Origin of the sequence: Raineyella sp. W15-4 (assembly GCF_033170155.1) — a bacterium.
Classification (GTDB): domain Bacteria; phylum Actinomycetota; class Actinomycetes; order Propionibacteriales; family Propionibacteriaceae; genus Raineyella.
The window spans coordinates 3,218,555-3,244,459 of record NZ_CP137079.1; the positions used below are offsets into that span (position 1 = coordinate 3,218,555).

Annotated in this window: 23 protein-coding genes; 15 read left to right on the top strand and 8 right to left on the bottom strand. The window is 71.7% G+C overall.

All coding sequences use genetic code 11. The annotated features are described in order from the left end of the window. Positions 1-17: 17 nt before the first annotated feature. From R0145_RS15010 to R0145_RS15045, 8 genes are all read left to right on the top strand, one after another. Positions 18-1,352 carry an amidohydrolase family protein gene (locus tag R0145_RS15010; RefSeq protein WP_317837678.1) on the top strand — a complete coding sequence of 445 codons (1,335 nt, stop codon included), beginning with the start codon at positions 18-20 and terminating at the stop codon, positions 1,350-1,352. A 37-nt stretch (positions 1,353-1,389) separates the two neighbouring features. Next, positions 1,390-2,484: a glutathione S-transferase C-terminal domain-containing protein gene (locus tag R0145_RS15015; protein ID WP_317837679.1), complete on the top strand. Its 1,095-nt coding sequence runs from the start codon at positions 1,390-1,392 to the stop codon at positions 2,482-2,484. Then, positions 2,481-4,088: a GNAT family N-acetyltransferase gene (locus R0145_RS15020; RefSeq protein WP_317837680.1), complete on the top strand. Its 1,608-nt coding sequence runs from the start codon at positions 2,481-2,483 to the stop codon at positions 4,086-4,088. The genes R0145_RS15015 and R0145_RS15020 overlap by 4 nt, the downstream gene beginning before the upstream one ends. Further along, positions 4,085-5,077 carry an ABC transporter permease gene (locus R0145_RS15025; RefSeq protein WP_317837682.1) on the top strand — a complete coding sequence of 331 codons (993 nt, stop codon included), beginning with the start codon at positions 4,085-4,087 and terminating at the stop codon, positions 5,075-5,077. Before R0145_RS15020 ends, R0145_RS15025 begins: the two co-directional genes overlap by 4 nt. Beyond that, complete coding sequence (locus tag R0145_RS15030) at positions 5,077-5,949, top strand: ABC transporter permease (protein ID WP_317837683.1); 873 nt, start codon at positions 5,077-5,079, stop codon at positions 5,947-5,949. Before R0145_RS15025 ends, R0145_RS15030 begins: the two co-directional genes overlap by 1 nt. Beyond that, positions 5,946-7,643 carry an ABC transporter ATP-binding protein gene (locus tag R0145_RS15035; protein ID WP_317837684.1) on the top strand — a complete coding sequence of 566 codons (1,698 nt, stop codon included), beginning with the start codon at positions 5,946-5,948 and terminating at the stop codon, positions 7,641-7,643. Before R0145_RS15030 ends, R0145_RS15035 begins: the two co-directional genes overlap by 4 nt. A gap of 166 nt (positions 7,644-7,809) precedes the next feature. After that, positions 7,810-9,498 carry an ABC transporter substrate-binding protein gene (locus R0145_RS15040; protein WP_317837685.1) on the top strand — a complete coding sequence of 563 codons (1,689 nt, stop codon included), beginning with the start codon at positions 7,810-7,812 and terminating at the stop codon, positions 9,496-9,498. Further along, the gene (locus tag R0145_RS15045; protein WP_317837686.1) at positions 9,495-10,484 is read left to right on the top strand and encodes a glutathione S-transferase family protein; all 990 of its coding nucleotides are present in this window, start codon (positions 9,495-9,497) and stop codon (positions 10,482-10,484) included. The genes R0145_RS15040 and R0145_RS15045 overlap by 4 nt, the downstream gene beginning before the upstream one ends. 188 nt (positions 10,485-10,672) lie before the next feature. Here R0145_RS15045 and R0145_RS15050 read toward each other — a convergent pair whose 3' ends face one another. Continuing rightward, complete coding sequence (locus R0145_RS15050; RefSeq protein WP_317837687.1) at positions 10,673-11,506, bottom strand: alpha/beta hydrolase; 834 nt, start codon at positions 11,504-11,506, stop codon at positions 10,673-10,675. 83 nt (positions 11,507-11,589) lie between these two features. Here R0145_RS15050 and R0145_RS15055 point away from each other — a divergent pair, with 83 nt between their 5' ends. Beyond that, positions 11,590-12,930, top strand: coding sequence for a condensation domain-containing protein (locus R0145_RS15055; protein ID WP_317837688.1), 1,341 nt, complete (start codon positions 11,590-11,592; stop codon positions 12,928-12,930). A 126-nt stretch (positions 12,931-13,056) separates the two neighbouring features. Here the strand turns inward: R0145_RS15055 and R0145_RS15060 are convergent, their stop codons facing one another. Then, positions 13,057-13,953, bottom strand: a complete 897-nt coding sequence (locus tag R0145_RS15060) for a hypothetical protein (protein WP_317837689.1) — start codon at positions 13,951-13,953, stop codon at positions 13,057-13,059. 443 nt (positions 13,954-14,396) lie between these two features. Between R0145_RS15060 and R0145_RS15065 the strand changes: the two genes are divergently transcribed. After that, a complete protein-coding gene (locus R0145_RS15065; protein ID WP_317837690.1) occupies positions 14,397-14,999 on the top strand; it encodes an alpha-ketoglutarate-dependent dioxygenase AlkB in 603 nt (200 codons plus the stop codon). A gap of 171 nt (positions 15,000-15,170) precedes the next feature. Then, positions 15,171-15,533, top strand: coding sequence for a YrdB family protein (locus tag R0145_RS15070; protein ID WP_317837691.1), 363 nt, complete (start codon positions 15,171-15,173; stop codon positions 15,531-15,533). Positions 15,534-15,576: 43 nt separating this feature from the next. Here R0145_RS15070 and R0145_RS15075 read toward each other — a convergent pair whose 3' ends face one another. Further along, positions 15,577-16,974: a DUF2252 domain-containing protein gene (locus tag R0145_RS15075; RefSeq protein ID WP_317837692.1), complete on the bottom strand. Its 1,398-nt coding sequence runs from the start codon at positions 16,972-16,974 to the stop codon at positions 15,577-15,579. Positions 16,975-17,053: 79 nt separating this feature from the next. Here R0145_RS15075 and R0145_RS15080 point away from each other — a divergent pair, with 79 nt between their 5' ends. The 3 genes from R0145_RS15080 to R0145_RS15090 all read left to right on the top strand — a co-directional run bounded on the left by R0145_RS15080 (position 17,054) and on the right by R0145_RS15090 (position 18,923). Next, a complete protein-coding gene (locus R0145_RS15080; protein WP_317837693.1) occupies positions 17,054-17,212 on the top strand; it encodes a hypothetical protein in 159 nt (52 codons plus the stop codon). Further along, positions 17,209-17,850 carry an ATP-binding protein gene (locus R0145_RS15085; RefSeq protein ID WP_317837694.1) on the top strand — a complete coding sequence of 214 codons (642 nt, stop codon included), beginning with the start codon at positions 17,209-17,211 and terminating at the stop codon, positions 17,848-17,850. The genes R0145_RS15080 and R0145_RS15085 overlap by 4 nt, the downstream gene beginning before the upstream one ends. Positions 17,851-17,948: 98 nt before the next feature. After that, a complete protein-coding gene (locus R0145_RS15090) occupies positions 17,949-18,923 on the top strand; it encodes a hypothetical protein (protein ID WP_317837695.1) in 975 nt (324 codons plus the stop codon). Between the two features lie 87 nt (positions 18,924-19,010). Here R0145_RS15090 and R0145_RS15095 read toward each other — a convergent pair whose 3' ends face one another. Both R0145_RS15095 and R0145_RS15100 read right to left on the bottom strand, forming a co-directional pair. After that, positions 19,011-19,292 carry a DUF1540 domain-containing protein gene (locus tag R0145_RS15095; protein WP_317837697.1) on the bottom strand — a complete coding sequence of 94 codons (282 nt, stop codon included), beginning with the start codon at positions 19,290-19,292 and terminating at the stop codon, positions 19,011-19,013. A gap of 154 nt (positions 19,293-19,446) precedes the next feature. Further along, positions 19,447-21,138 carry an APC family permease gene (locus tag R0145_RS15100; RefSeq protein ID WP_317837698.1) on the bottom strand — a complete coding sequence of 564 codons (1,692 nt, stop codon included), beginning with the start codon at positions 21,136-21,138 and terminating at the stop codon, positions 19,447-19,449. A 359-nt stretch (positions 21,139-21,497) separates the two neighbouring features. Here R0145_RS15100 and R0145_RS15105 point away from each other — a divergent pair, with 359 nt between their 5' ends. Further along, complete coding sequence (locus R0145_RS15105; RefSeq protein WP_317837699.1) at positions 21,498-22,352, top strand: SDR family oxidoreductase; 855 nt, start codon at positions 21,498-21,500, stop codon at positions 22,350-22,352. Positions 22,353-22,457: 105 nt separating this feature from the next. On the opposite strand, the gene R0145_RS15110 is transcribed toward R0145_RS15105, so the two are convergent. Genes R0145_RS15110 through R0145_RS15120 form a run of 3 tightly spaced genes read right to left on the bottom strand, consistent with a single transcriptional unit; the run spans position 22,458 to position 25,738 of the window. Then, complete coding sequence (locus tag R0145_RS15110) at positions 22,458-23,255, bottom strand: GntR family transcriptional regulator (RefSeq protein WP_317837700.1); 798 nt, start codon at positions 23,253-23,255, stop codon at positions 22,458-22,460. A 27-nt stretch (positions 23,256-23,282) separates the two neighbouring features. Further along, the gene (locus tag R0145_RS15115; RefSeq protein ID WP_317837701.1) at positions 23,283-24,704 is read right to left on the bottom strand and encodes an aspartate aminotransferase family protein; all 1,422 of its coding nucleotides are present in this window, start codon (positions 24,702-24,704) and stop codon (positions 23,283-23,285) included. Continuing rightward, the gene (locus tag R0145_RS15120; RefSeq protein WP_317837702.1) at positions 24,701-25,738 is read right to left on the bottom strand and encodes a phosphotransferase enzyme family protein; all 1,038 of its coding nucleotides are present in this window, start codon (positions 25,736-25,738) and stop codon (positions 24,701-24,703) included. The genes R0145_RS15115 and R0145_RS15120 overlap by 4 nt, the downstream gene beginning before the upstream one ends. Between the last annotated feature and the right edge of the window lie 167 nt (positions 25,739-25,905).

Here is a 25,905-nt window from a genome sequence, read left to right on the forward strand (position 1 = left end):
CGAACGGGTCTTCAACCATGCCCTCACTCACCCTTCCCGACCCGGGACTGGACCCTCTCCCCTCTGCCACCCCGCGCATCGTCAGCGCCGCCCGGGTGATTCTCGCCGCCGGTGAGCCACCGGTGGCCGACGGCGCGGTCGTCATCGACGGCCGCCACATCGTCTGGACCGGCCCCGGGTCCCAGCTCCCGCACGACTACGCCGATCTGCCCCGGACCGACCACCCCGGCGCCACGATCCTGCCGGGCCTGATCGAGACCCACGCTCATCTCGGGTCGTACGCCTCCCGGCTGACACCGGACGTGCCCGATCCGTCCAGGCACCGCGCGGCCTGGACCGCACTGTCGTCGGTGGCCACCGCCCGCCAACTCGCGTCGGTCGGGGTGACTACGGTGCAGTCGCTGGGATCGCCGTACTTCGCCGACGTCGCGCTGCGTGAGGCGATCGCGACCGGGCTCGGGGCCGGCCCGCGGATCGTCGCCGCCGGTCCGCAGCTGACCACCACCGGGGGCCACGCCTGGAGCAACGGCGCGGAGGTCGACTCGGTCACCGACATCCGGCGCGCCGTACGCCGACATCACAAGGCCGGCACCGACCTGATCAAGGTGATGGCCACCGGCGGCTTCATGACCGCGCGCACCGACCCCTGGAAGGCCCAGTTCACCACCGAGGAGCTGCGCGTGCTGGTCGAGGAGGCGCACCGGCTCGGCAAGCACACGGCCGCGCACGCCCACGGCACGGAAGGGATCCGGCGGGCGGTCGACGCCGGGGTCGACTACATCGCCCATGCCAGCTTCATCGGCGAGGACGGGCGGACCGACGTCGACCTCGAGCTGATCGACCGGATCGCCGAACGGGGCATCTTCGTCGACACCTGCAGCCCGCCGACCCGGCCGCCGGTCGAGGGGGAGACGATCTCACCACGCGCCGCAGAGCTCTTCCAGCGGGGCGTACGCCTCGTCACCGGTCATGACATCGGGGCGGTGCTGCCGCCCAGCGCCTACACGTTCGGGCTCAAACAGCTGGAGGCCTCCGGGCTGCCCCGGGTCGAGGTGCTGCGTGCGGCGACCAGCACCGCGGCGGCCGCGGCGGGGCTGGCCGGAGTCGCCGGGGTCCTGGCACCGGGCTATTCCGCCGATCTGATCGTCGCCGCAGGCGATCCCCTCGCCGACCTGTCCGCGCTCGACTCCCTCCTGGAGATCGTCATCGCCGGGCGGACGTTCCGCCCGGACCCGGTCATCCCGTACGTCCCCGGGTCGGGCCGGCACGCGGTGGACCGCACGCAGGACCTCCGTGCCGCCCGGGGGGAGGCGCTGGAACGACGCCGACGGCATCCGGTCCACCCCGCCTGACCACCTTCATCCCCATCCCCACCACGAGGAGTCACCGATGTCCACACTGACCGCCGAACTCGAGGCGGACATCCGCACCCGCCCCGCCGGGGTCGCCCGCAGCAGCTTCCCCGAGACGACCTCCGAGCAGACGCCGGACGGAGCCTTCCGCCGGCAGCGCAACTGGTTCACCCGACGCTTCGGAGACGGGCCCGACCAGGCGCGCCCCGAGCCGGGCCGCTACCTCCTGCTCGGCAACCCCGGCTGCGGCTGGAACCGCCGCCAGCTGATCACGCTGCGCCTGCTCGGGCTCGCCGAGGCCGTGCCGTTCGTCCTGCTCACCGGCCGTGACGACCGGGGCTGGCGTATCGCCGCCCACGGCAACGACCTGGCCGAACGCTGGGGCACCACCCTGCTCAACGACTTCTACCGCCGCACCGACCCCGGATTCCGTGGCCGCGGCACCTCACCGACGGTGCTGGACTCCGCGACCGGGCTGGTGGTGACGAACAACTACCATCCGCTCAGCCTCGACTGGGAGACCGCCTGGAAGCCGTTCCAGGCCGCCGGGGCCCCGGACCTCTACCCCGAGGACCTGCGACCGGAGATCGACCTGCTCAACCAGCAGATCTTCGACGACGTGAACAACGGCACCTACAAGGTGATCTTCGCGACCGACCGCGGGGCGGCCCAGGCGGCGAAGATGGTCTTCGAGGCCCGGCTGGCCGACTACGACTTCCGGCTGGCCTCCCGCCGCTACCTCTTCGGCGACCGGCTCACCGACGCCGACATCCGGCTGTTCGTGTCCCTGTCGTCGTACGAGCGGGGCTACCGTCCGGGCATCGCCGCGATCTTCGGCGAAGAGGCCACCAAGCGCCTCACCGACTTCCCCCACCTGTGGGCCTATGCCCGTGACCTCTTCGCCCAGGGCTTCGTGGACGACCGCGAGCTGTACTTCCTCGGCCTGCTGCCCGGACCCTCCGGGGAATACATCGGGGGCAGCCTGCTGGTCGGCGACACGCCGTTGCCGACGCCCGCCGAGTCGCTGGCGGCCTGGCAGGAACCGGCCGGACGCGAGGCGTTGACCGGCTCGGCGCTCTACTCGGGACCCGGTGGCGGCGGCTCCTACGAGCTGTGGCGCTTCGCCCGATGACCGACCTCGATCCGTCGCCCGCCCCCTCCCCGACGCACCGGCCCGATCCGACGCCGGGACCGGGAGCGACGCCGGGACCGGAGGCGCCCCCGGGGCACCACGCGACACCGGGGCAGGACGCCCGGTACCTCCCCCGTGACCTGCTCCGCCGGGACCTCGGCGGGGGACGTACGCTCCGGCTGGCCGATCCCGGCGAGTTCGCCGAGGTCGGGGCGGTGCTGCAGGCCGCCTTCACCGACGGCTGCTGGGTGACGCCGTGGTACCACGGTCACCTCGCCGAGATCGCCCCACGGTCGGTGGTCGCACACGTCTGGGTGGTCGCGGACGCCCGGGGAGTGCTCGGGGCGGTGCTCACCCCCAAGCCGCAGTACCACGCCGAGGAGGCCTTCACCTTCAACATCCTCGGCGTCGGGCCCCGCGGCCGGGGACTCGGGTTGGGCCGGGAGCTGGTCGACCACAGCGTCGCGTTGGCCCGCGCCCTCGGCCACCGCTGGGTGGAGATCCGCTCCAGCCCGCAGATGACGGCCGCCCACCGGCTCTACTACCGCTACGGCTTCGTACGCCGCCCCGAGCGGGAGACCGCGATCGTCGACTCCGGCCAGCGCCTGTTCGCCTTCAGCTACCGGATCACCGACCCGGCCCGACGACCCCCGATCCCCGTCGAGGCTCCGCCCTCGCAACGATCCCACGACCCCGTCCCCGAGGAGGACCACGACGTGACCCTCTCCCACCTGCGCCCACCCGGCGACCTCGACCCGACCGGGGAGTTCCATCCGACTCCGCCACAGCATCCGGGCAGACCCACCCTGGCTCCCGGGACCACCTACCGCCTGGTGACGGCACCCGACGCGCTGCGTGGCCGGGCCGCGCTGATCGCCCGCCGCCTGGCCGGCGCCGAGCAGCTCATCGAGGTGATCCCCGACCCGGCAGCCACCAGCCCGCTGCTGCAGGACGTGCACGGCGAGGTCGTCAGCGACGACTGGCGCCGGCTGCCGCGGACGATCCTGGCCGGCACCACCGCCGGCCGCGAGCTCTACCCGCCGGGGTTGCAGGACGAGGTCGACCTGCTCGACCTGCTCATCCGGACGGATCTGGTGGGCGGGCTGGAGCGGGCGATCTTCTCCGAGTCCGAGGAGGCTGCCCTGGTCGCCCGACGGTCGGTCTACGCCCGGCTCGGGGAACTGGACCGGCGGCTGCTCACCCGGCGCCAGCTGCTGGGTGACCGGATCACCGCGGCCGACATCACCCTGTTCGCCGTCCTCCTCGGCTTCGACCTGGAGTATCGCCGCCACCTCGGCTGGGGCGCCGCCTCACTCGTCGACCATCCCGCCCTGTGGGCGTACGCCCGCCGGCTGCTCCGGCGGCCGGGCTTCGCGACCGAGGCGGAGTTGGTCGACGTCGGACTGCTGCCCACCGCGGACGGCGGCTACGCCGCCCCCTGGGGCACTCCGCCGCCGGTGGAGGGGGTGGCGGATCTCCGGGCCGCCTGGTTCGACGGGGACGAACAGGATGACCCGGCCACGTACGACCGGGACGAGCCGGACGAGCACGACGGGGACAAGAACGACCAGGACGACGAGCACGACCGGGCGGCGAGGAGATGAGCGAACTGGCAGTGGCCTCCGCCGAGCTGCCCGACGCCGGGCCGCGCACCGGCCGGATCGGCCTGCTGGTGATGAAACGGCTGGGCTCGGGGGTGTTCGTGCTGTGGGTGGCGGTGACCCTCACCTTCCTGGCGGTGCACCTCGCCCCGGGCGACACCGTGTCGCTGCTGCTCGGCGAGAACCGCGACGACCCGGTGCTGCGGGCCCAGACGATCGAGCGATGGGGCCTCGACCAGCCCGTGTGGGTGCAGTACCTGACCTACCTGGCCCGGATCCCCTCCGGTGACCTCGGCACCTCCTACACGCTGCGCCGACCGGTCGCTGACCTGATCGTCGCCGGGATGGGACCGACCTTCCAGCTCACCGCGGCAGCAGCGGTGTCCGCCGTCGTCATCGCCGTGGTGGCGGCCGTGCTGACCACCGCGAACATTCCCGCGTTGCGGCCGGTGGCGGCGACCGTCGAACTGGTCCTGCTGTCGGCTCCGCCCTTCTGGCTGGCGATCGTGCTGCTGTGGGGCATCTCGTTCCGGCTGGGCTGGTTCTCCATCGTCGACCGGGGCAGCTGGCAGGCGCTGGTCCTGCCCACCGCGTCGTTGGCGCTGCCGATCGGCGCCTATCTCACCCAGGTGCTGGTGGAGGGGATCGAGCGGGCGATGGAGCAGCCCTTCGTGATCACTGCCCGCGCCCGCGGCATCTCCCTGTTCACCGCCCGGGCCCGGCACGCCCTGCGGCACGCCGCCCTGCCGGCGGCGAACCTGGTCGGGCTGATCGTCGGCAGTCTGCTCGGCGGGGCGGTGATCGTCGAACAGGTCTTCGGCCGCCCCGGCCTCGGCCAGCTCGCCGTCGACGCGGTCACGGTCAAGGACATCCCGCTGATCCTCGGCACCACCCTGGTCAGCACCGCCGCGTTCGTTCTGGTGTCCACCGTGGTCGACACGGTGGCGATCGTCATCGACCCGCGGCTGCGGACCTCCCGAGGGGGCGCGTGATGGCCGTCGACTCGCTCACCGCCGCCCGGGTCGCCACCGTCCGGCGGGACACCTGGGCCCGGCTGGCCGGGGTGCCGTGGGGAGTGGTGTTCTCGCTGCTCGTCCTGCTGCTGACCACTGTCGCCGCGATTGCCCCGCAACTGCTGGCACCCGGTGACCCGCTGCACGCCGACCCGCTGCAGTCCCATTTGCCGCCCGGCCCGGGCCATCCCGCCGGGACGGACATCCAGGGTCGGGACGTGCTGACCCGGATCATTCACGGCGCCCGCTACTCGATGCTGATCGGCCTGGGCGCCACGGCCACCGCGGTGATTCTCGGAGTGGTCCTCGGCGCCCTGGCGGGGGCCGCCCCGGCGTGGGCCGACCGGGTCGTCTCGCGGCTCGTCGATGTGGTCGCGTCCTTCCCGGAGGTCCTGCTGGCGCTGCTGATGATCGCCTTCACCGGCCGCGGGACGCTCAACCTCGTCCTCGCCCTCGGGGTGGCCGGGCTGCCCAAGTACGCCCGCACCGTGCGCTCGAACGTACGCCTGGCCGGCGCCGCCGGGTACGTCGAGCAGGCCCGTACGTTCGGGATCTCGCGGGCCCGCATCCTGGCCCGGCACGTGCTGCCCAACGCGCTCGGCGCCCTGCCGGTGATCGTCACCATCGGTTTCGGCGGTGCCATCATCGGCGCCTCGGGCCTCAGCTTCCTCGGCCTCGGCCCGCAACCGCCGGCCGCCGAATGGGGCCTGATGCTCTCGGAGAGCCGCGCCTATCTGCGCCAGGCCTGGTGGAGCGGCGTCTTCCCCGGCGCCGCCCTCACCCTCGTGGTCATCGCGGCCACGATCCTCGGCCGGGCCCTGCAGGCCCGCTACGAACGGAGGAACCGATGACCACCGAGGCCCGGACGCGGACCGTCACCGCCGGCCCCACCGACGAGGCCCGCCAGGTCCTCCGGGTCCGAGACCTGCAGGTCCGCTTCACCGGACGCCACCGCCAGGTCCACGCCGTCCGCGGCATCGACCTGGAGGTGTCCCGAGGTGAAGCGGTCGCCATCGTCGGGGAGTCCGGATCGGGCAAGTCCGTCACCGCCCGCACCCTCGTCGGCCTGCCGGGTCCGGGGGCACAGGTGCGCGCCGCCGAGTTCCGGATCGGCGAGGTGGATGCCCGTACGCTGTCCGAGGCGGGGTGGCGCCGGCTCCGCGGTCGCCGGATCGGCCTGGTGCTGCAGGACGCCCTCAGTTCCCTGGATCCGCTGCGGACCGTACGCCACGAGGTGGCCGAGACACTGATCACCCACCGGCTGGTGCCCCGATCCGAGGTCGGGACGAGGGTGCTGGAGACCCTGGACCTCGTCGGGTTCCCGGACCCGGCCCGGCGGGCCGACCAGTATCCGCACCAGCTGTCCGGCGGGCTGCGCCAGCGGGCCCTGATCGCCGCGGCGCTCGCCGCGGATCCGGCCCTGCTGGTGGCCGACGAACCCACCACGGCGCTCGACGTCACGGTCCAGGCCCAGATCCTCGACCTGCTCTCCCAGCGGCGCGACGCCGGGACCGCCCTGCTGCTCATCTCCCACGACCTTGCCGTCGTCTCCCGGATCGCCGACCGGGTGCTGGTGATGCGCGACGGTGAGATCGTGGAGAGCGGCCCGACCGAGCAGGTGCTCTCCGACCCGAAGCACGAGTACACCCAGCGGTTGCTGCGCGCGATCCCCTCGGCCGCCACCCGCGGGAGCAGACTGAGCGACGCGGGCAGTGGGCCCGCCGGGGCCGACGTGTCCCGGTCGACGGCGGACGACCGGATCGGCGGGCCGGTGCTGACCGCCGAGCACGTCAGCCGGTCGTTCGCCCTGCCCGGCCGCCACCGCCTGCTGGCCGTCGACGACGTCAGCCTCACCGTACGGCCCGGACAGCGACTCGGCGTCGTCGGCGAATCAGGGTCCGGCAAGAGCACCCTGGCCCGGATCCTGCTCGGCCTGCTGCCGCCCGACTCCGGCACGGTCGGCGTGCTCGGCACCGGCTGGGCCACCGCCCGCGGGGAAGAGGCCACCCGGGTCCGGCGGGCCGTCCAGTTCATCTCCCAGGACCCGCTCGGCTCGTTCGACCCGCGCTACACCGTCGGCGACCTCCTCACCGAACCGCTGCGCGGCGTGCTCCCCCGCGACCAGCGCCCGGATCGGGTGGCGGAACTGCTGCGGCTGACCCACCTCGAGCCCGACCTGCTCAGCGCGATGCCCCGTACGCTGTCCGGCGGTCAGCGACAGCGGGTCAGCATCGCCCGGGCGCTCGCGCTGCGGCCCTCGGTCCTCGTCTGCGACGAGCCGGTCTCGGCGCTCGACGTGTCCATCCAGGCGCAGATCCTCGACCTGCTGGACGACCTCAACCGGCGCACCGGGACCGCCCTGGTGTTCATCTCCCACGACCTCGGCGTGGTGCACCACCTCGTCGACGACCTGCTGGTGATGCGGGCCGGTCGGGTGGTGGAGTCCGGGCCGGTGACCGAGGTGTTCGACCACCCCAGCCACCCGTACACCGAGCAGCTCCTGGCGGCCGTGCCCCGGCTCGCGGTGGGGAGACGGGCGGCATGATCCGACGTCCCCTCCGCCGGATCCGCTGGCTGTGTACCCATCGCCGCGACGTACGCCCATCCGGGCACCCCTCCGGAGCCCCGCGGCCTCCCGCCATCCCCCGGCAGCCCCGACCCCGGCAGCCCGATCCCCGACCACCCCGACACCTTCGGAGCAGACAGACATCATGACGACGACCAACCAGCCCCCGCGACGCCGACCACGCCGACGCGCCCTCGCCGCGGTCGGGGCGCTCCTCGCCCTGGCCCTGCCCCTCACCGGCTGCTCGACCAGCGGGTCCGCCTCGGACGCGGCGGCCAGCACCGCCAGCACCCCGGTCGACGGTGGCACCCTCTACTGGGGCATCGAGACGAAGCTCCAGACGGTCAACCCGCACCGCAACGGCCAGGACAAGGCCACCCCGATCCTGCGCAACGTGTTCGACTCCTACGTCTACCGCAACGAGGACGGCACGTACGAACCGTGGCTCGCCTCCGCCTACGACCTGTCGCCGGACGGGAAAACGGTCACCCTGACGCTGCGCCAGGGCGTGACGTTCAGCGACGGCCAACCGCTCACCGCCCAGGCCGTGGTGGCGAACTTCGACAAGATCCGCTCGACCGGCTACCTGACCTCGATCCCCGGCGGCCTGCGATTCCTCACCTCGTACGCCGCGGACGGCGACACCAAGGTGACGTTCCACCTGAGCCAGGCCGACAGCCTGTTCCTGCTCTACCTGTCGACGCCGGCCGCCTCACCGCTGTCGCCGAAGTCCCTCCAGCTGGCGCAGTCGGTGCTGGAGTCCGGCGGGCCCGAGGTCGCCGGCATCGGACCGTTCACCATCAAGTCCTTCACCCCGAACTCCGAGCTGACCCTCGCCAAGCGCGCCGACTACGCCTGGGCCCCCGCCTCGGTGGCCAAGGGCCAGGCGGCCGCCCACCTCGACACGGTCGTCTACCGGACCTTCGCCGAGGGGTCCACCCGCACCGGTTCGCTGCAGCAGCAACAGGTGCAGATCGCCTCCGACATCCAGCCGTTGGACGTCTCGGTCTTCAAGGATTCCAAGGACTTCACTTACGAACGCTCCGCGGTCAGCGGCCTGCCGTACTCGCTCTACTTCAACGTCTCCAAGGCGCCGCTCGACGACGCCCGGGTGCGCCAGGCGTTCGTCCAGGGCTTCGACCGCAGCGCCATCCTCAACAGCATCTACGCCGGAGCCTTCGACCAGGCCCAGGCGCCGGTCAGCGTCAAGGGGCCCTACGCCGACTCCACCTCCCTGGCGCACTACACCACCGACATCGCCGCCGCCAACAAGCTGCTCGACGACGCCGGCTGGACCACTCGCAACGCCGACGGCATCCGGACCAAGGACGGCAAGACGCTGACCGTCCGCGCCGTCTCCGGAGCCCCGTTCGTCCGGGAGAGCCGCGACCAGCTCAACATCGCGATCGGGGCCGCGCTGAAGCAGAACGTCGGCATCGACTACCAGTTCCAGATCGAGGACCTCGGCACCGAGTCCGACCGGGCCAAGGCCAACGACTACGAGGTCTTCGACAACTCGTACGGCGGCGCGGATCCCGCGGTCGGTCTCGACCTGCTCTACTCCTCCGACCCGCAGCGCGGCCTGATCGCCCGCGGCCGCTTCAACGACGCGACCGTCGACCGGCTGCTCGACGCCGGCCGGTTCAGCAACGACCTGACGGCGCGCAAGGCGACATACCAGCAGCTGCAGACCTATGTCACCGACAAGTACTACGTGCTGCCGCTGTACCAGACCCAGGACAACCTGGCCGCGGTCTCGAAGGTGCACGACATCACCATCGACGGCGCCACCGGCCAGCCGTTCGGTGCCTACAAGATCTGGCTGCAGCCGTGACCGGGCCGAGCAGCACCGTGGCACCGGCCGAGGCCGGCCCGGTCGACTTCGCCAGGTACGGCACCATCTACCAGCCTCGGGGCGGCGCCGAGCTGGCCCCGTGGGGCACGGCCGACGCCTATCCCCTGCGTGAGCGGATCTCGGACGACGGCCCGTTCCCGGCGGCCCCGGGCCGCTACCACCTCTATGTGTCGCTGGCCTGCCCCTTCGCCCATCGCACGCTCATCGTCCGCGCCCTGAAGGGTCTGGAGGAGGTCGTCGGCGTGTCGGTGGTCGACCCGATCCGCGACGGCCGCGGCTGGGCGTTCCGCACCGGGCGGGGACAGACGTTGGACACGGCCGGGAACGGCTTCGCCTTCCTCAGTGAGGCGTACGAGGCGTCGGTGCCCGACGGCCACTACACCGGCCGGGTGTCCGTGCCGGTGCTGTGGGACACCCGGGAGCGCCGCATCGTGGCCAACTACTACCCGACGATCACCATCGACCTGGAGACCCGGTTCGATGCGTGGGCACGGCATCCGGAGGTCGATCTCTACCCGGGTGACCTGCGCACGGACATCGATGCGCTCAACGACCACATCGGCGAGCACGTGAACAACGGCGTCTACCACGCGGGCTTCGCGCGCACCCAGGAGGCGTACGAGGCCGGGTACGACGAGGTGTTCAACGCGCTGGACGGTCTGGAGGACCGGCTCACCCGCAGCGGCCCGTACCTTTTCGGCGACCGTCTCACCGAGGCGGACGTTCGGCTCTGGGTGACCCTGGTCCGGTTCGATGCGGTCTACCACGGTCACTTCAAGGTCAACCGCCGGCGGCTGGTCGACTATCCGGCCCTGTGGGCGTACGCCCGGCGGCTGCACGCCCTGCCCGCTTTCCGGGACACCACGGACCTCGACCAGATCAAGCGGCACTACTACGGCACCCAGTTGCACCTCAACCCGACCGGGGTGGTCCCGAAGGGGCCGGTGGTCGACTGGTCCCTCTGAGGATCGGCTCCGGCCGAGAACCGGCTCCTACTGAGGGATCGGAGCAGCCCCAGTCCTGGACGCTTCCGTTCGTCCCCACCCGCGTCGGCACGTGCGGCCGTGTCCGGGGACGTACGGAAGCGTTTGGGCGTGGCCGACGATGGTGGGGCCCGACCACCTCAGCGGCAGGCCATCGGCATCGGGCCACCTCAGCGGCGGGCGCGCACCACCGCACCACCGACCCGCTCCCCCGCGGCCTCCAGTTGCTCGGCGATCCGGGCCGACCAGGTGCCGACGTCGGCGGGGGTCCGGGCGATCGCCAGCCGGCTGTCGGGCAGCACCTCGTGCAGGGTGCGCGCGGTGGAGACCGGGTGGGAGGGGTCGTCGATCCAGCCGAGGATCTGGGTGGGCACGTCGAGGTCGGCCAGGTCCGCCACCGGGGGCAGGTCGGTCGCCGCCGCACCGCGGTAGAGGGTCGGCAACAGGCTCTCCTCCACGTCGGGCAGGGTGAACGGCCGGTCCGGGCGGACGGCCGGTGGCAGCGGCAGCCGCTTCTCCAGCGAGGACCAGTACCGCAGTCCCCGCCGTTCGATCACCTCGGCGTTGTGGACGTACGCATCGTGCTGGGACACCCGGCTCGCCCAGGCCGTGGGCGGGATGATCAGGGTGAGTCCGGAGAACCGCTCGGGGTGCCGGACGGCGGCATGCAGCACAGTGCCCACCCCCATGGATTTGCCGACGGCGTGCACCGGTTCGTCGGGGACGAGCTGGTCCAGCAGGGCCAGCAGGTCCTCGGCGAGCCGGGGCCAGGCGTACGCCGCGGGGACCCGCGGCCCGGTCGAGTGCCCGTGTCCGCGGGCGTCATAGTGGATCAGGCGATGGCCGGGCATCCCGGCGATGAAGTCGAGGCCGAGACGGCGGTCGCGGGCGCGGCTGGAGGTGAGCCCGTGCAGCTGGACGACCGCCGACCCCTCCCCCTCGTCGTCGTAGGCGAGCGACACGCGCTCCCCGGTCGTACGGTCGGTCAGGTCGAATCGGGCCATCGGGCCCTCCTGTTACATCTGCTTGTTACATCAGCTCAACACACGGACAATCATTGTCACATGTTCCCCCTAGGCTACGAGCCGTGCGCCAGACGAGCATCGGGTCGTTCCCCCTGCCGGATCGGGGACGAGTAAGCAGTTACGTCGCCCATGTGCCCGCGACCGAGGGTCGCGAGCTCCCTGTGTCGTTCGACCAAGGTATCCATGTCGGGGTCGGGCCGCGGCCCGGGTCCTGGATGGGGGTCGGCTTCACCCCACAGGTCTTCACGCCGGGCGTCCCCGTCGACCGGGACCTGCTCGCCGCGGCCTGGCATGCCGTGATCGCCCGCCACGGCACGCTGCGGACGGCATTCTCGACCGGCGCGGACGGCGCCGTGCGGCTGCACGAGATCGAGGTGCTGCCCGGCAGCTGGGTGGACCACATCCCCGCCCAGGGCCAGCGGCCCGCCGATGTCGTCCAGTCGGTGCTCGACAGCGCCTGTTCCCCGTACGAACGGCCCTCGCACCGGCTCCTGCTGGTGGAGGGCGAGGGCCGGCCGACGGTGGTGATCGGGGCCGACCATGCCCACGTCGACGCCTGGTCGATGCTGGTGCTGGTCCGCGACCTCACCACGATCCTCGACGACCTGCTGGCGGATCGTACGCCCGGCGCCGACCTGCCGCCGGTGCCCGCCTTCGCCGAGCACACGGCGCTGCTCGCCGCCCAGCCACCGGCACCGGCCGAGGTCACCGCCCGGTGGGCGGAGATCCTGCGCCGTGCCGGCGGGGTGATGCCGGTGTTCCCGCTGTCGCTGGGCGATGTCTCCCGGCCGCGGCCGGACGTGGTCGACGTCGTCGACATCCTCGATGCCGGTGAGCTGGCGGCGTACGGGGATCGCGCCGCCGAGCTCGGCGCGCGAATGCTGCCGCTGACCGTCTCGGTGATGACCCGGGTGACCCTCGAGCTCACCGGTGCTCCGCTGCGCGCGGTGATGCCGGTGCACAGCCGCCACGAACCGCGGTGGCGCGACGCGGTGGGCTGGTTCATCACCAACTCCGTCCTCGATGCCGACCTCCCCGACGTACCGCACTGCGCGGCGGCGGTCAAGGAGGCAGTCATCCTCGGCTCCTATCCGCTGGCCCCGATCATGGCGCCGTACGGCGGGATGCCGACCGCGCCGGGGATGTTCGCCCTGTCGTGGCTCGACAACCGCCGGCTGCCGGTGACCCTGCCGCCCGGCCTGTCCCCCTACCAGCTGTCGGCCTCGCTGCCGACCCAGGGGGTGATGGTCTGGTTCCTGCTCAACGACGACGGCATGCACGTACGCTGCCGCTACCCCGACACCCCGGAGGCGCACGCCTCGGTGGGTGCCTGGCTGACCGCGGTGAGCGACGGGATCCGGGCCGAGGTGGGTCGGCCACCGCTGCGGTTCGCGGTGGCCTGAGGGGGCGGCGGCCGGGCGTGGCCGAGGGCCGGCCCCTGAACGCCGGACGCTACCGTTCGTCCCCGGACGCGGCAGCACGTGCGGACGCGGCCAGGGACGGACGGTCGCGTGTTGGGCTCAGCACCATCAACGGGCGTCTGGCCGTCCCCTTGCCACGCGGACAAACGCTCGGCGCACTCGCGCGGCGATCAGATCGGGCCGCTGCAGATCGGACCAGACGACCCGTACGACCTGCCAGTCCAGGCCGCGCAGCCGATCCTCGCGCGCCTTCTCCTCGAGGAGGACGACATGTCCGGGCCGGCGGGAGGGGTTGCCGGCCTTGTACTTGAGGGCGCCATCGAACTCGAGCAAGGTCCGGTGCTCGGGCCAGCCAAGATCGGCCCAGGCATCGAAGTACGGATCCGACGGGTCGGTGACGTGGAGTTGGACGACCGCCGGCGGTAGCCCGATCAGGTGCAGCGTCGACCGGAGGATCGACTCCCCGCGGTTCGCGGCGCCCGGATCGGCGAACGCGATCACCCGGCGCGCCATCCCGACGCCCTTGCAGCCGGTCAGCCGATCAGCGGCCTCGCTCAACGTGCGGCGGACCTGCTCGGGGGAATCCGTCGTACGCAGCGCACGGTCGGCCAGGCTAACGGCGTCGGTGAACGGGAGCGTACGGGCGCAGTCGACAACCGTCCTCGCCACGCCGGTCACCGGGAGCAACCCCACCTCGGTCACATCCACCGGCAGCAGGCGCACGGCGTGAACCGCGCGGTCCCGGCGGGTGCCACCGCCATCCGTACCTGGCCGGCTCAGGTGAATCACCGTACCCGCCACCGGCGCCGACCCCGTCAGGCCATGCAACAGGGCAGCGGTCACGTGGCTGAACACCATGCCGGGCGGCAGCCGAGGCGCCGCGGCATGAGCTCGGGCAAGGTGCAGCTGTAGCGGGTCGGTTTCCTCCTTCTCGAGGTACGACCCGCGGGCGATCCGGTGCAGACGCCCGTCGCGGGAGGCCCGCGAGACGGTGTCCCGCGTCATTCCCTCCAGCTCCATGGTCTGAAGGTGGCGCACAGGAGGCGGCGGAGGAGGCACGAGGGGCTCGACGACGATGCGCATGCCCCCATTCCAGAGGCGCCGCCCGAGGTCGACAAGAGGCCCCTGCCGATCTGTGGACGGCGCTGATCTGTCCACAGCCGGCCGCCCCAGACCCGCGGTCCTGACCCCGGTCCATGCCCTCCGGTCCAGACCCCTGCCCAGCTCCAGACGCATCCGCTCATCCCCATCCGCGGCAGCACGTGCGGACGCGGCCAGCGACGAACAGAAGCGTCTGGCCACAGGCTCCGACTGGCGGGCGAGGGATCACGTCGCACCCCGAATCCGGCGCGTGTCACACCGCACTGCTAGAACATATGTACGCTTTCTGCTGAAGCCGAGCACGCCCGGAGCGGGCGGCCGGAGGGCCAGAGGCCGGGAGGAGCGACATGGGCGGGACTGCGACGATCCAGCTGGAGGCGTTGTTCCCGGTGGATGTGGTGGAGCGACGGGTCCGCCGCGTGGCGCCGGACGCCACCCATGTGCCGGACCTGCTCACCCTGGAACAGCAGCGTCGCCTCGTCGCCGGGGCCCGGTCCTGGCCGGGCCAGGAGATCACCGCGCGGGGGGCCACCCTGCGCCGGCACGTGACGGCGGTGCCGGAGTGGGTGGTCGACCTCGCCCGCGCCGCGTTGGGCCGCGGCCTGCCCAGCACCGGCGAGCCCGACCTCGACCCGGACGGCTGGACCCCCGACAGCGCACTGATCACCGAACTCGCGCCCGGCGCCGCCCTGCGGCTGCACCGGCCGAAGGGCTCCGGCCCGATGGTCATCCTCTCCGTCGGGGACGCCGGCGAGTTCCGGCTGGGCAACACCCAGGCCCCGACCCGGCCCTACCGCAATGTCCTGCTGGAGTCCGGGGACGTGTTCGTGTACGGCGGGGTGGCGCGGGCCAGCTTCGTGGGGATGCCGCGGATCCGTCCCGGCACCGCGCCGGACTGGTGCGGGCTGACCGAGGGGCGGATCGACATCGCCCTGACCCGGCTCGGATGATCCGGTGACTCGGCTCGGACGATCCCATCACCCGCCTCCGACGATCGAGGGACCGCTCAACGCCGGCGACGCGCGGGGACCCGACCGGTGCTTCGCGATCGACGAGACGACAGCTCAACGCCCCCACGACGCGCAGACAGGCGGACACGACACCGACCTAGACTGTGGTCCATGGCGAGCAGTCTGATCGCGTCCGCGGCCCAAGCGCTGAAGTTCGTGCTGGAGCTGGCGATGCTCGCGGCGTACGCGATCGCCTTCTTCCGACTCATCCCCGGCCCACTGCTGTCCTGGGTCGCCGCCATCGGGGCGCCGATCCTGGTCGGCGTCGTCTGGGGACTGCTGATCGCTCCCCGCGCCCCGGTGTCGCTCGGCGTCCCGGCGCGCGTGGTGCTCACCGCCGTGATCTTCGCCGGCGCGATCACTGCCCTCGCCCTGGCCGGGCGGCCCGTGGCCGCCGTCGTCCTCGCCGTGGCGTACGTCGTCGACGAGGTCGCGCTGATCGCCCTAAGGGCCTATCCCGGCGCCCGCGCCTGAGCCGCCCGGCCCTGAGGCCGGCCGGACCTGCCACCCGCCGACGTCAGTCGACGGTCTCCGGCGGCGCCGGCAGCCGACCGGAGGCCACCGCGTCCCGCAGCGCCCGGAAGTCGCGCAGTGACTGGTCGGCGTAGTCGAACGACCAGTCGACGATGGCGTCGGCCGCCGTGTGGCTGCGCCCGAGATAGCCGACGACCCGGGCGAACCCCGGGCTCTGGGCGTGCGCCCGGGCCAGCATGGTGGCACAGGCGGCGGCGTACGGCCCGAACGCCTCGGGCTCGAGCCCCTCGAGGTCGATTGCGCCCTTCATGTCGTGGAACTGGCGGACGTAGAAGTCCCGCCCGTCGCGGCGGAAGTGGCCGAGGAACGGGTCGGACACCACCTGGAGGATCTGCTGCAGGGCGACCACCCGCAGCCCGTTGCCGGACGCGGCAAAACGCTCCGCGGTCGCCTCCGAGAAGGTCGTGCCGCCGTAGCGGGCGAGCACCGAGTCGGTCGCCTCCTTGACCTGCAGCAGCAGGGTGTCCCCGTCGGCCCCCTCCAGCAGCACCAGCGAGCAGCGGGTGCCGACGCTGCCCACCCCGACGACGCGACGGACGGCGTCGACCGGCGCGTACTGGGACAGCACCAGGCCGAGGTCGATGCCCACGCCGGCGCGGTACTCCTCGAAGAAGGGCACCATCTCGTCCTGTTCGACCGGCAGATGCGTCATCCGGGGCGGATCCTCGACGAAGCGGCGCACACCGTCTGCGCCGATCTCGGTGGTACGACGGACGGCCCGCTCCGACGTACGCTTCCGGGCCCGGGCCAGCGCAGCATCCAGGGCCGCGTCGAGCGCGGCCAGGGATCGCTGGTCCAGGCCGGCGCGCGAACTGCGGAGGTCGGTGTGCATGTAGTAGCGCTCGACCGGCGACAGGGCGAGCAACGAGGCCAGCGACCGCTGGTAGGTCCGCACCGTCTCAGCGGCGACGGACCGGACCACGTCCTCGTCGTAGCCGGCGTCCGCCCCGCCGACGACCACGCTGGTGGTCAGGCGTTTGACGTCCCACTCCCAGGGCGCCACCCCGGCCTCGTCGAAGTCGTTGAGGTCGAAGGCCAGGCGCCGCTCGGGGGTGGCGAAGAAGCCGAAGTTGCTCAGGTGCGCGTCGCCGCAGGAGACCACCAGCAGGCCGGTGTGCGGATCCTCGGCGAGATCGGCCGCCATCAGCGCTGCCGTTCCCCGGTAGAACGCGAACGGGCTGGCCAGCATCCGCTCCGTCCGCAGCGGGAGGAGCTCGGGGAGTCGGAGCGCGTTCTGCTCCTCCAGGATGGTGATCGGGTCACGTGTGTGGGGGACACTGCCGGCCAGGCCCTTGCGGGCCAGTCGCCGGCGCACCGACCGGCCCTCGGCCAGCGACTCCGCCCGGGAGTTCTCCCTCACCTGTGCGTGCACGATGTCCATGAGCCAGTATCCGCACGGCGAGGGGTGGCTGTCGCGCGGTATCGCGGTATCGCGAGACCCGGCGGGTTAGGCTCCGGGCATGGCAACGCCGCTCTACACGCGCATCCCGCCACCCGGGTGGGCCCTCGGCCCCGGGGACGAGCGGGCCCTGCAGGAGCGCGCTGGCGAGGCGTACGCCGGCCACCGCCGACACGTCCCGCGGTGGTCGGGCATCCCCCGGAAGGAGACCATCCGATGACGAACTGTGGCTGCACCGGCCCCCATGAGCACAAGCGGGTGGCCCTCACCGGCGGGCCAGGGGCCGGCAAAACGGCCTTCCTCGAGCTCGCCCGCCAGACGTTCTGCCGACACGTGGTCGTCGTGCAGGAGTCCGCCGGCGTGGTGTTCGGCGGCGGTTTCCCCCGCGACGGCTCACTGGTGTGCCGGCAGGCCGGGCAACGGGCCATCTACTACGTCCAGCGCGAGCTGGAGTCGATCGGCGAGAGCCTCGACCCGGCGATCGTGCTGTGCGACCGCGGCACGGTCGACGGCGTCGCCTACTGGCCCGGCGATCCGAAGGAGTACTGGGCGGCGGTGGGCACGACCCAGGAGCGCGAGCTCGCCCGCTACGACGCAGTGATCCATCTGCGGACCCCCACCGCGGAGCAGGGCTACAACCATCAGAACCCACTGCGGGTCGAGTCGGCCGAGGCGGCGGTGGCGATCGACGAACGCATCCTGGCGGCCTGGTCGGCCCATCCGCGCCGGTACGTGGTGGAGCCGTCGGCGGTGTTCCTGGAGAAGGCGACCCGGGCGATCGACCTGCTCCGTCTCGAGGTGCCGCGATGCTGCGGCGGCGAGGCGGACGACGCCGACGCGGAGGACGGCTGGCGGTAACTCACCCGGAGCCCTGCTCCACACTGCGGCACACCACCCCCTCGGGCAGCAAGTTAGGTTAGCCTTACCTGCATCGCACGCCCCAGGAGGAGATCATCGTGGAGTTCCCCGCCCCGTCACGCAGCCGAGCGCCGCTCGGTGAGGAAACGCTCGCCATCCGGGCCCGCTCGATGACCGACCGACTGCTGTCGGGAACCGGCTGTGCCTCCTTGCTCGCCTACGAGTACGAACCCGGCATCGAGGTGGGCTCGATGGTGCACGGGCTGAGCTCACGAGGGGCGCTGGTCGTCGCGTCATGCCTGCCCCCGGACGCCCCCGCCGCGAGCCTGCTGGATCACTGGAGCACCGCCGTCCGGATGGACGTGGTGAAGGAGTCGCTGACCCCGCAGGTGCGGATCATGGCCTCGTCCCTGCACCTCCTGGGTCAGCTGGAATGGATGAGCACGGACGTCACCGCCGGGATGCTCCACCGGCGCGAGGTCCCCCGGCATGTCGCGGACATCGCCATGGCGCCGGGAGGACGCCTCGGCGTCGTACACACCCAGCGGATCCTGCTCCACGACGCATCGGGGGTGACACCGCTGGGTCACCCGGACGACGAGGGCGCCGTGCCCATCCACCGGTTCCCCCCGGAATCCACCGACACGATGGAGTCCGACCGGCCGATCAGCACCGGGCATCCGGCCGGACAGCGTCGGGCCAGGCAGCGGCCGGCGCACCCCTCGCCCTACCCTGCGGTCTTCCCGTCCATGGACCAAGAGATCGAGGCGTACGACGTCGTCGCCAGCAGCTGTGGCGATGATCTGACCCGGATCTACGAGGCACTCGCCGACGGGCGCCTGGCCGGTGTCATCTGGTCACGGCGTCCCTCCACGCCGTGCCCGCACACCCAGGACCAGACCTACTACGTCGACATCGACCGCACCGGCATCACGGTGATGCACGTCGGCGAGTCGACGACGACCACGGCCTTCGTGGCCTTCCCCCAGGAGGTGGACACTCTCGACCAGCTCGGTCACCAGGTGGCCCTCCTGCTCCAGGACTCGGCTCCGCAGCGCCAGCCGCGCATCTGACAGCGGGGTCGGGAGTGTGTGGACCCTGTGGCCGCAGGGTCCACACCTGATCCCGGACGAGCTCGGACAGATGATCTCGGACAGGAGTCAGCGCCGCTGGTAGGCCTGGCATTCGCCGGCGTCACCGGCGATGTCGATGGCCGCGGCGGTACACATCAGGTCGGCGTTGTGGACGCATTCGAGTCGCTGGCAGGCACCCACATGACCCTCGGCGACGGGCAACCCGCCGCGGGCGTCCAAGGTGATCAGCGTGGCGCACGAAGCCTTGTCCCCCGAGCCGGCGACGGTGATGGCGTAGGCGGTGCATCCCTCACGGTTGTACGCGCACGCGGTGGTCGAGCAGGACTTGACAGTGGTGACGGTTTGCATGGCAGAACCCTTTGCGGTGAGTAGTTACTCCCGCGCATCTGACATATCGAGAATATCCCGCCCGCTCGTGGGACATCACCTGATACGTGTGTCGCCTACGTCACGGGCGGGAATCCCCCGACCCCAGAAATCGGTTTTCGAAAGAGTGCTCTTTCTATATTGAGGGTCGGCCGACGCCCCTGTCAGACCCGGGATTCCAGCAGTGCCTCCGGCGCGCCCGCCGGGTCGTACGACACCCTCCCGGGCCGGTCTGCACCCCCGCCGGCTCCTCCAGCACGACATGGCCCATCCGCTGGTACTTCTCCGGGTCGGTCCGGCGCACCACGATGGCGAAGACCAGACCGGCCACGAAGATGACCCCGACGATCCACGGGATGAGCCGGAAGATGATGTCGCCGGAGGCCGACCCCGCCGCGAAGCTCATGTTCTGGAACAACAGGATGACGACATAGACCATCCCGATCCCGCCGAGGGCCGGGGCGAGCAGCGTACGGAACCAGTGGGCGGTCTCCGGGTGGTTCTTCTGGACGTGGAAGTAGGAGATCACGGAGAAGGCGGTCAGCGCCTGCACGATCATGATCCCGGTGGTGCCCAGCAGCGCCATCACGCCGTAGAGCGAGCCATAGGGATCACGCCCGGAGACGGCGTAGAACAGCACGATGATCAGCGCGACGGTGGACTGCACGAAACCCGAGATGTACGGCGACCCGTGCTTCGGATGCGAGGCGCCGAGCGTGCGCCCGAAGCCGGGGATGAGATTCTCCCGGCCGATCGCGTAGAGATAGTGCGCGGCCGAATTGTGGAAGGCCATGCCGCAGGCGTACGAACCGGTCACCAGCAGGATGGAGAACAGTACGACCGCCCAGTGGCCGAGATTGTGCTCGACGGGCTTGAGGAACAGGTCGCTCATGGTGTCGGGGTTGAGGGTGGTCGCCAGGGCGTCGGTGGGTCCGGTGCCGGGGCCCGACCCGACGATGCCCATCCACGAGACGAAGACATAGAAGATGCCGATGCCCAGCACGGAGGCGACGGTCGCCAGTGGGATGATCCGCTTCGGGTCCTTGGACTCCTCGCCGTACATGGCGGTGGACTCGAAGCCGACCCACGACCAGAAGGCGAAGAACAGGCCGATCCCCGCGGTCCCGACGGCGTGCATCGACTGTCCACCGGCCAGGGTGACGTTCGCGTCCAGGCTGCGGAAGCCGTTCAGCGGATTGAGGGAGGCCCATGACCAGCCCTCGTGGGCGCCTCCGGTGAACAGCACGGAGAAGGCGAAGAGGGACAGCATGACGATCTCGGTGATCAGGAAGACACCCAGCACCTTCGAGGCGAGATTGATGTCGAAATAGGTCAGTGCGGCATTCGCGGCCAACATCAGGAGGGCGAAGACGATCCACGGGACGTCGACGCCGACGAGTTCGTTGACGAGGTTCTTGGCGAAGACGGAGAAGATGCCGACCAGGGACGCCTCGAAAACCATGTAGGCCATCGTGGTGAGGGCCCCGCTCGCCAGTCCGATCTCCCGACCCAGCCCGTGGGAGATATCGGTGTAGAAGGCACCGGTGGCGGTGATGTGCTTGGCCATCTGGCCGTATCCGACGGCGAAGAGCCCGAGCACGATGGTGGCGACCATGAAGGTCGCCGGGGCGTAGACGCCGTTGCCGGCACTCACGATGATCGGGGTGTTGCCGACCATCGCGGTGATCGGTGCGGCGGTCGCCACCGCCATGAAGACGACGCCCCACAGCCCGACGGCATTGGGCTTCAGCCGGGACACCTCCCCCGGCGCGGGCTCGACACCACTGCTCACCGCCGGGGATCGTGGACCGGTCTCTGTCGCGGTCATCTGGTTTCTCCTCTCGCCACGAGCCGCCCGGAAAAGAGTTCCGGTCCGGCACCTGTCAAGAACGTATTCGGCGCACCCTGCGGCCCAAGGACGGCATTGTGAACGACGTGTTTCGGTCGGGGAGCGCAGATTAACGGTTTGTTGCCCGGCAACGGCTGTGTTAAATTCCCGCACCCGACCTCTCCGGCGGTCGATCACCGGAATACCCTTGCGGCGGGTCGGGCACCGATGACGAGGCGTCGGGGCCACCGGAATGACAGACCGACGCGAATGCCGGACCGACCCGGACGACGGCGCACAACGAACGACTGCGCACAGCAGACGACTGCGCACAGCAGACGACAATGGGAGGAAACAAGATGGCTGCACCGGACAGCGTGGCGGAGGGCGGGATGCGACGGGTCGTCGTCCTCGGCGGGACCCGCGGCATCGGACGCGCCATCGTCGAGGCGTTCCTGGGGCACGGGGACCTGGTGCTCGCCACCGGGCGGTCGCCCGAGAGCGTCGCCACGCTCGCCGATGGCCTCGCCGGGACGGAGGGGGCCGGCCGACTGCGCACCGCTGCGGTCGACACTGCCGCTCCCGAGCTGCCCGACCGTCTCGCCGGCGCGGTGGAGGATGCTCTCGGCGGCGGTGTCGACGTGCTCTGTTGCAATGCCGGTGTCTTCCCCTCGTCCCCGCTCGACGACCTCGATCGGGAGACGATCACCTCGACGCTGCAGACCAACCTCGTCGGCCACATGCTGGCGGTGCAGAGGCTGGCTCCGCTGTTGCGGCGGGCGTCACAGGGCCGAGTGATCCTGACCTCGTCGATCACCGGTCCCCTCACCGGCTATCCCGGCTGGACGACGTACGCCGCGTCGAAGGCGGCCCAGCTGGGCTTCATGCGGTCGGCCGCCCTCGAGCTCGCACCCCACGGGGTGACGGTCAACGCGGTGCTGCCGGGCAACATCGCCACCGAGGGCCTGGTCGCGATGGGACCCGAGTACCTGTCGGCCGCGGCGGCCTGCGTCCCGCTGGGGAAGCTGGGCACCCCCGAGGACATCGCCCACGCGGTGATCTTCCTGGCCTCGGCGGGCGCCCAGTACATCACCGGGCAGACGATCGTCGTCGACGGTGGGCAGACGCTGCCGGAGAGCCCCGACGCGATCCTGCCGCTGGCCTCGGCTCCCGCTCCCGAGGGCGCGGGGGCCCGGTACGCGGGGGCCCGGTAGGAGGGGCCGGGTCGGATGGGTCACCGGCCGACCCCACGCGACCGGCCGCCACGATCACTCGGCACGGTCTCGATCACTCGGTCGTTTCCGGCAGCGTCGCTTCCGTCAGCGGAGCGACATCGCCTCCGGCGCGGCGTCGTCCAGCGACCCACGTGTCGCCTGGGCCCCGCGCTTCCAGTTGGTGCCGTAGCGGCGGGTGCCGATCCGGGTGCGGTCGGCGCGGAACAGGTCGTGGCCGAGTTCGTAGTGCTGGCCGGCCTCCGACCAGGTCAACCGGCAGATCAGCAGCAGCGGAGCTCCGACCTCGACACCCAGCAGGGCGGCCTCCCCGGCATCGGCCTCGATCACCTCGATCTCCTCGCGGGCGCCACCGGGGACGAAACCGTACCGTTCCCGCGCCAGGTCGGTGAGGGACAGCGACAGGTCGTACGCCAGCAGTCCGGGGAACAGGCCCGCCGGGAGGATCGAGGTGTCGAGAGACCACGGGCTGCCGTCGACCTGCCGGATCCGGGTGATCTGCACGACGTTCGCCGGCGACGCCAGCCGGAGGGTGCGGGCCTCGTACGGATCGGCCGCCCGCAGGTGGGCACCGACCACCCGGGTCGACAGGCTGCGTCCCTGGGCGCGCACCATCGAGGGAACGCCCTCGGTGGTGTCGAGCCGACGCAGGATCCTGGCGTCGGCCGCATGCACGCCACCGCAGCGGCCGATCGTACGGCGCACCAGATGGTCGTCCTCCAGCAGGCCGAGCGCGGCCCGCAGCAACGTCCGCCCCACTCCGAACCGTTCGGCCAGGTCCCGTTCGGTGCCGACGAGCTCTCCGGGATGGAAGGCCTCCCGAGTGAGATGGCCGCGCAGCGCCTCGGCCAGCTGGCGGGCGCGGGGTGTGGCCGGGTCACTCATGGCAACGTCACGACCGCTACTCGTCGGTTACTCGTCGGTGGCCGCCGGGCCGGGCCGGCGGATGCCGGCCTGCTCGAGCCGGCTGATGAACAGGTCGGCCTCGCCCGGGCTCAGCACCATCGGTGGGCGGATCTTCAGGGCGTTGCCGTAGCGTCCGCAGGCGGAGATCAGCACGCCACGGTCGCGCAGGGCGTTGATGACCCCGGCGGCGCGCCGCCGATCGGGCCGGCCGTCCGCGTCGACGTACTCGACCGCGACGAACAGCCCCAGGCCACGCACCTCGCTGACCGTCGGGTCGTCCGCGGTGACCGTACGGACGCCGTCAAGCAGGCGCCGCCCGACCTCGGCGGCGTGCGCGATCAGCCCCTCGTCCTCGATGACGTCGAGCACCGCCGTGGCGGCGGCCATCGAGACGGGGTTGCCGGCGAAGGTGTTGAAGTAGTTCTCCCCCGCGCAGAACCCGTCGATCAGGTCGGCGCGACCCACCAGCCCGGCCACCGGCATGCCGTTGGCCATCGGCTTGCCGAGGGTGACCAGGTCGGGGGCGATGTCATGGCGGGTGTGCCCCCACATGCCGGTGCCCAGCCGGCCGAATCCCGGCTGGACCTCGTCGGCGATCACCAGGCCGCCCCGCTCGTGCACCAGCGCGGCCGCCGCATCGAGCATCCCGGGCGTCCCCGGGTGGATCCCGTCGGAGGAGAAGACCGTGTCGACCAGCAGGGCGGCCGTCCGGCGCCCGCGCCGGGCCAGCTCGTCCATCGCGGCGGCCACCTCGCCGGCCCACCGGCCGGCTAGGCCGGCGTCTCCCGAAGCCCGGTCGGCGGGGTCATCGAGCAGGCTGCGGCCGTCCGGCGCGGGCACGGTGACGACGACGTCGTCGACCGCCCCGGTGGACGGGGAACAGGCGGCCGACACCGTGGTGCCGCCGTGGTAGGCGGCCTCGGTGACGATCACGCCGTCGGCACCGGTGGCCCACCGGGCGATCCGGACCGCCAGATCGTTCGCCTCCGAGCCGGTGCAGGTGAACATCACCCGACGCGGGCCCCGGTCGGGGAAGGTCGCCAGCAGTCGCTCGGCGTAGTCGACGACGTAGCCGTGCAGGTAGCGGGTGTTGGTGTTGAGGGTGGCCGCCTGGCGGCTGATGGCCGCCACCACCCGGGGGTGGCAGTGGCCGACCCCGGCCACGTTGTTGTACATGTCGAGGTAGCGTCGGCCCGCCGCGTCGATCAGCCAGGCCCCTTCGCCGCGGACGATGTGCAGCGGCCGGTCGTACATCAGCGGCGCGGCCGGGCCGAGCACCTCTCGGCGGCGCTCCAGCAGCTGCCGGTCGTCGTCGCTCAGGGCGTCCGGACCGAGCGGCCCTGCGTCGTGGTGGGCGTTGACGTCGAGGATCGAGACCGGGGCGGCGCCGGGCTCGAGCGCAGTGCCGGCCTGACCCGGGGCGTTCATGCCGCCACCCGCCGGGCGCCACCGGTGGCCAGATAGGCGCTGGCCAGTCGGACCGTCCCCTCGGCGAAGTCGGCCAGATGGGTGGCGTTCTCGACGGCATGCGGATGGCTGCCGAGCCAGGCCAGCAACATCAGTCGGCGCAGCAGCACGAAGCTGGGCAGCATCGCCTCGTCGGCGGCACCGAGATCACGGACCTCACGGTAACCGGCCAGCCATGCCTCCTGCCAGGCCGGCACCCGCGGATCTGTCTCCAGGAACGACACCGCCGAGGCGAAGTCGTAGAGGAACCATCCCAGCCCGCAGTCGTCGAAGTCGATCACCGTCACCCGATCGCCGTGACGGAGCAGATTGGCCAGCCGGAGGTCGGCGTGGATGAGGCCGTACCGCTGCGGGGCCATGCCGTAGCCGGCCAGCCGTTCGCGCAGCAGGTCCACCGCCGGGGCGATCGCCGCCGCCCGGCCGGCGGTCACCCGGGGGCCGTCCTGCCAACGCCCCCACCGCGGCCAGCGGCCGAGGGTGTGCTCCCAGTCCCAGGCGAACCGGCCGACGTCCCGGCCCCGGCCGGCCACGCACTCGTGCAGCGTGGCGGCCATCCGGCCGAGCAGCCGGAAGTCCCGGCCGGTCAGCCCGGCCTCGTCCGGGTTGCTGCCCTCGACCACCTCGAACAGGACCGCATAGCGCTCCGTGCCGTCGATCTGCACGCTGATCACCCCCTGCCCGTCCGGCAGCCGTCGCGGCCGGATCACCTCCAGGCCCGGATGGGTGGAGAGCTCGTCGAGCCAGTCGAGTTCGGCGGCGATGGCCGCCGCATCGTGGTACCCCGGGCGGTGGACCCGGACGATGGCCGTGTCGGCGGTTCCGGGGGCCTCGGCTGTCCCGGGGACGCTCACCCGGTAGGTGGCGTTCTCCGACACGGCCAGCAGGTCGAGCCGGGCGGTCGCGGGGAAGCCGTGCCGGGCCGCGGCGAGAGCGGCGATCCGGTCGCAGGTCGCACGGTCCGAAGCGAGGTCGAGAACGGCCGCGGGCGGCGTCATGACGGTGTCCTTCCGGTCGGGAACAGGACCGAGCCTCCCGCCGCCAAATGGTCGTTTCCAGTGGCGAGGGCCCGATTAACCCGTTCGGTACGCCGGTGGCCGGGATCGTTGCCGGGTCGGCACATCGGCGGGTGTTCCGTCGCACGTCCGTGATGGAACGGACATGG

What these genes read in the sequence shown, in the direction of transcription:
- R0145_RS15010 (WP_317837678.1), top strand. Translation starts at nt 18, where the DNA reads ATGCCCTCACTCACCCTTCCCGACCCGGGACTGGACCCTCTCCCCTCT.
- R0145_RS15015 (WP_317837679.1), top strand. Translation starts at nt 1,390, where the DNA reads ATGTCCACACTGACCGCCGAACTCGAGGCGGACATCCGCACCCGCCCC.
- R0145_RS15020 (WP_317837680.1), top strand. Translation starts at nt 2,481, where the DNA reads ATGACCGACCTCGATCCGTCGCCCGCCCCCTCCCCGACGCACCGGCCC.
- R0145_RS15025 (WP_317837682.1), top strand. Translation starts at nt 4,085, where the DNA reads ATGAGCGAACTGGCAGTGGCCTCCGCCGAGCTGCCCGACGCCGGGCCG.
- R0145_RS15030 (WP_317837683.1), top strand. Translation starts at nt 5,077, where the DNA reads ATGGCCGTCGACTCGCTCACCGCCGCCCGGGTCGCCACCGTCCGGCGG.
- R0145_RS15035 (WP_317837684.1), top strand. Translation starts at nt 5,946, where the DNA reads ATGACCACCGAGGCCCGGACGCGGACCGTCACCGCCGGCCCCACCGAC.
- R0145_RS15040 (WP_317837685.1), top strand. Translation starts at nt 7,810, where the DNA reads ATGACGACGACCAACCAGCCCCCGCGACGCCGACCACGCCGACGCGCC.
- R0145_RS15050 (WP_317837687.1), bottom strand. Translation starts at nt 11,506, where the DNA reads ATGGCCCGATTCGACCTGACCGACCGTACGACCGGGGAGCGCGTGTCG.
- R0145_RS15060 (WP_317837689.1), bottom strand. Translation starts at nt 13,953, where the DNA reads ATGACGCGGGACACCGTCTCGCGGGCCTCCCGCGACGGGCGTCTGCAC.
- R0145_RS15065 (WP_317837690.1), top strand. Translation starts at nt 14,397, where the DNA reads ATGGGCGGGACTGCGACGATCCAGCTGGAGGCGTTGTTCCCGGTGGAT.
- R0145_RS15070 (WP_317837691.1), top strand. Translation starts at nt 15,171, where the DNA reads ATGGCGAGCAGTCTGATCGCGTCCGCGGCCCAAGCGCTGAAGTTCGTG.
- R0145_RS15075 (WP_317837692.1), bottom strand. Translation starts at nt 16,974, where the DNA reads ATGGACATCGTGCACGCACAGGTGAGGGAGAACTCCCGGGCGGAGTCG.
- R0145_RS15080 (WP_317837693.1), top strand. Translation starts at nt 17,054, where the DNA reads ATGGCAACGCCGCTCTACACGCGCATCCCGCCACCCGGGTGGGCCCTC.
- R0145_RS15085 (WP_317837694.1), top strand. Translation starts at nt 17,209, where the DNA reads ATGACGAACTGTGGCTGCACCGGCCCCCATGAGCACAAGCGGGTGGCC.
- R0145_RS15095 (WP_317837697.1), bottom strand. Translation starts at nt 19,292, where the DNA reads ATGCAAACCGTCACCACTGTCAAGTCCTGCTCGACCACCGCGTGCGCG.
- R0145_RS15100 (WP_317837698.1), bottom strand. Translation starts at nt 21,138, where the DNA reads ATGACCGCGACAGAGACCGGTCCACGATCCCCGGCGGTGAGCAGTGGT.
- R0145_RS15105 (WP_317837699.1), top strand. Translation starts at nt 21,498, where the DNA reads ATGGCTGCACCGGACAGCGTGGCGGAGGGCGGGATGCGACGGGTCGTC.
- R0145_RS15110 (WP_317837700.1), bottom strand. Translation starts at nt 23,255, where the DNA reads ATGAGTGACCCGGCCACACCCCGCGCCCGCCAGCTGGCCGAGGCGCTG.
- R0145_RS15115 (WP_317837701.1), bottom strand. Translation starts at nt 24,704, where the DNA reads ATGAACGCCCCGGGTCAGGCCGGCACTGCGCTCGAGCCCGGCGCCGCC.
- R0145_RS15120 (WP_317837702.1), bottom strand. Translation starts at nt 25,738, where the DNA reads ATGACGCCGCCCGCGGCCGTTCTCGACCTCGCTTCGGACCGTGCGACC.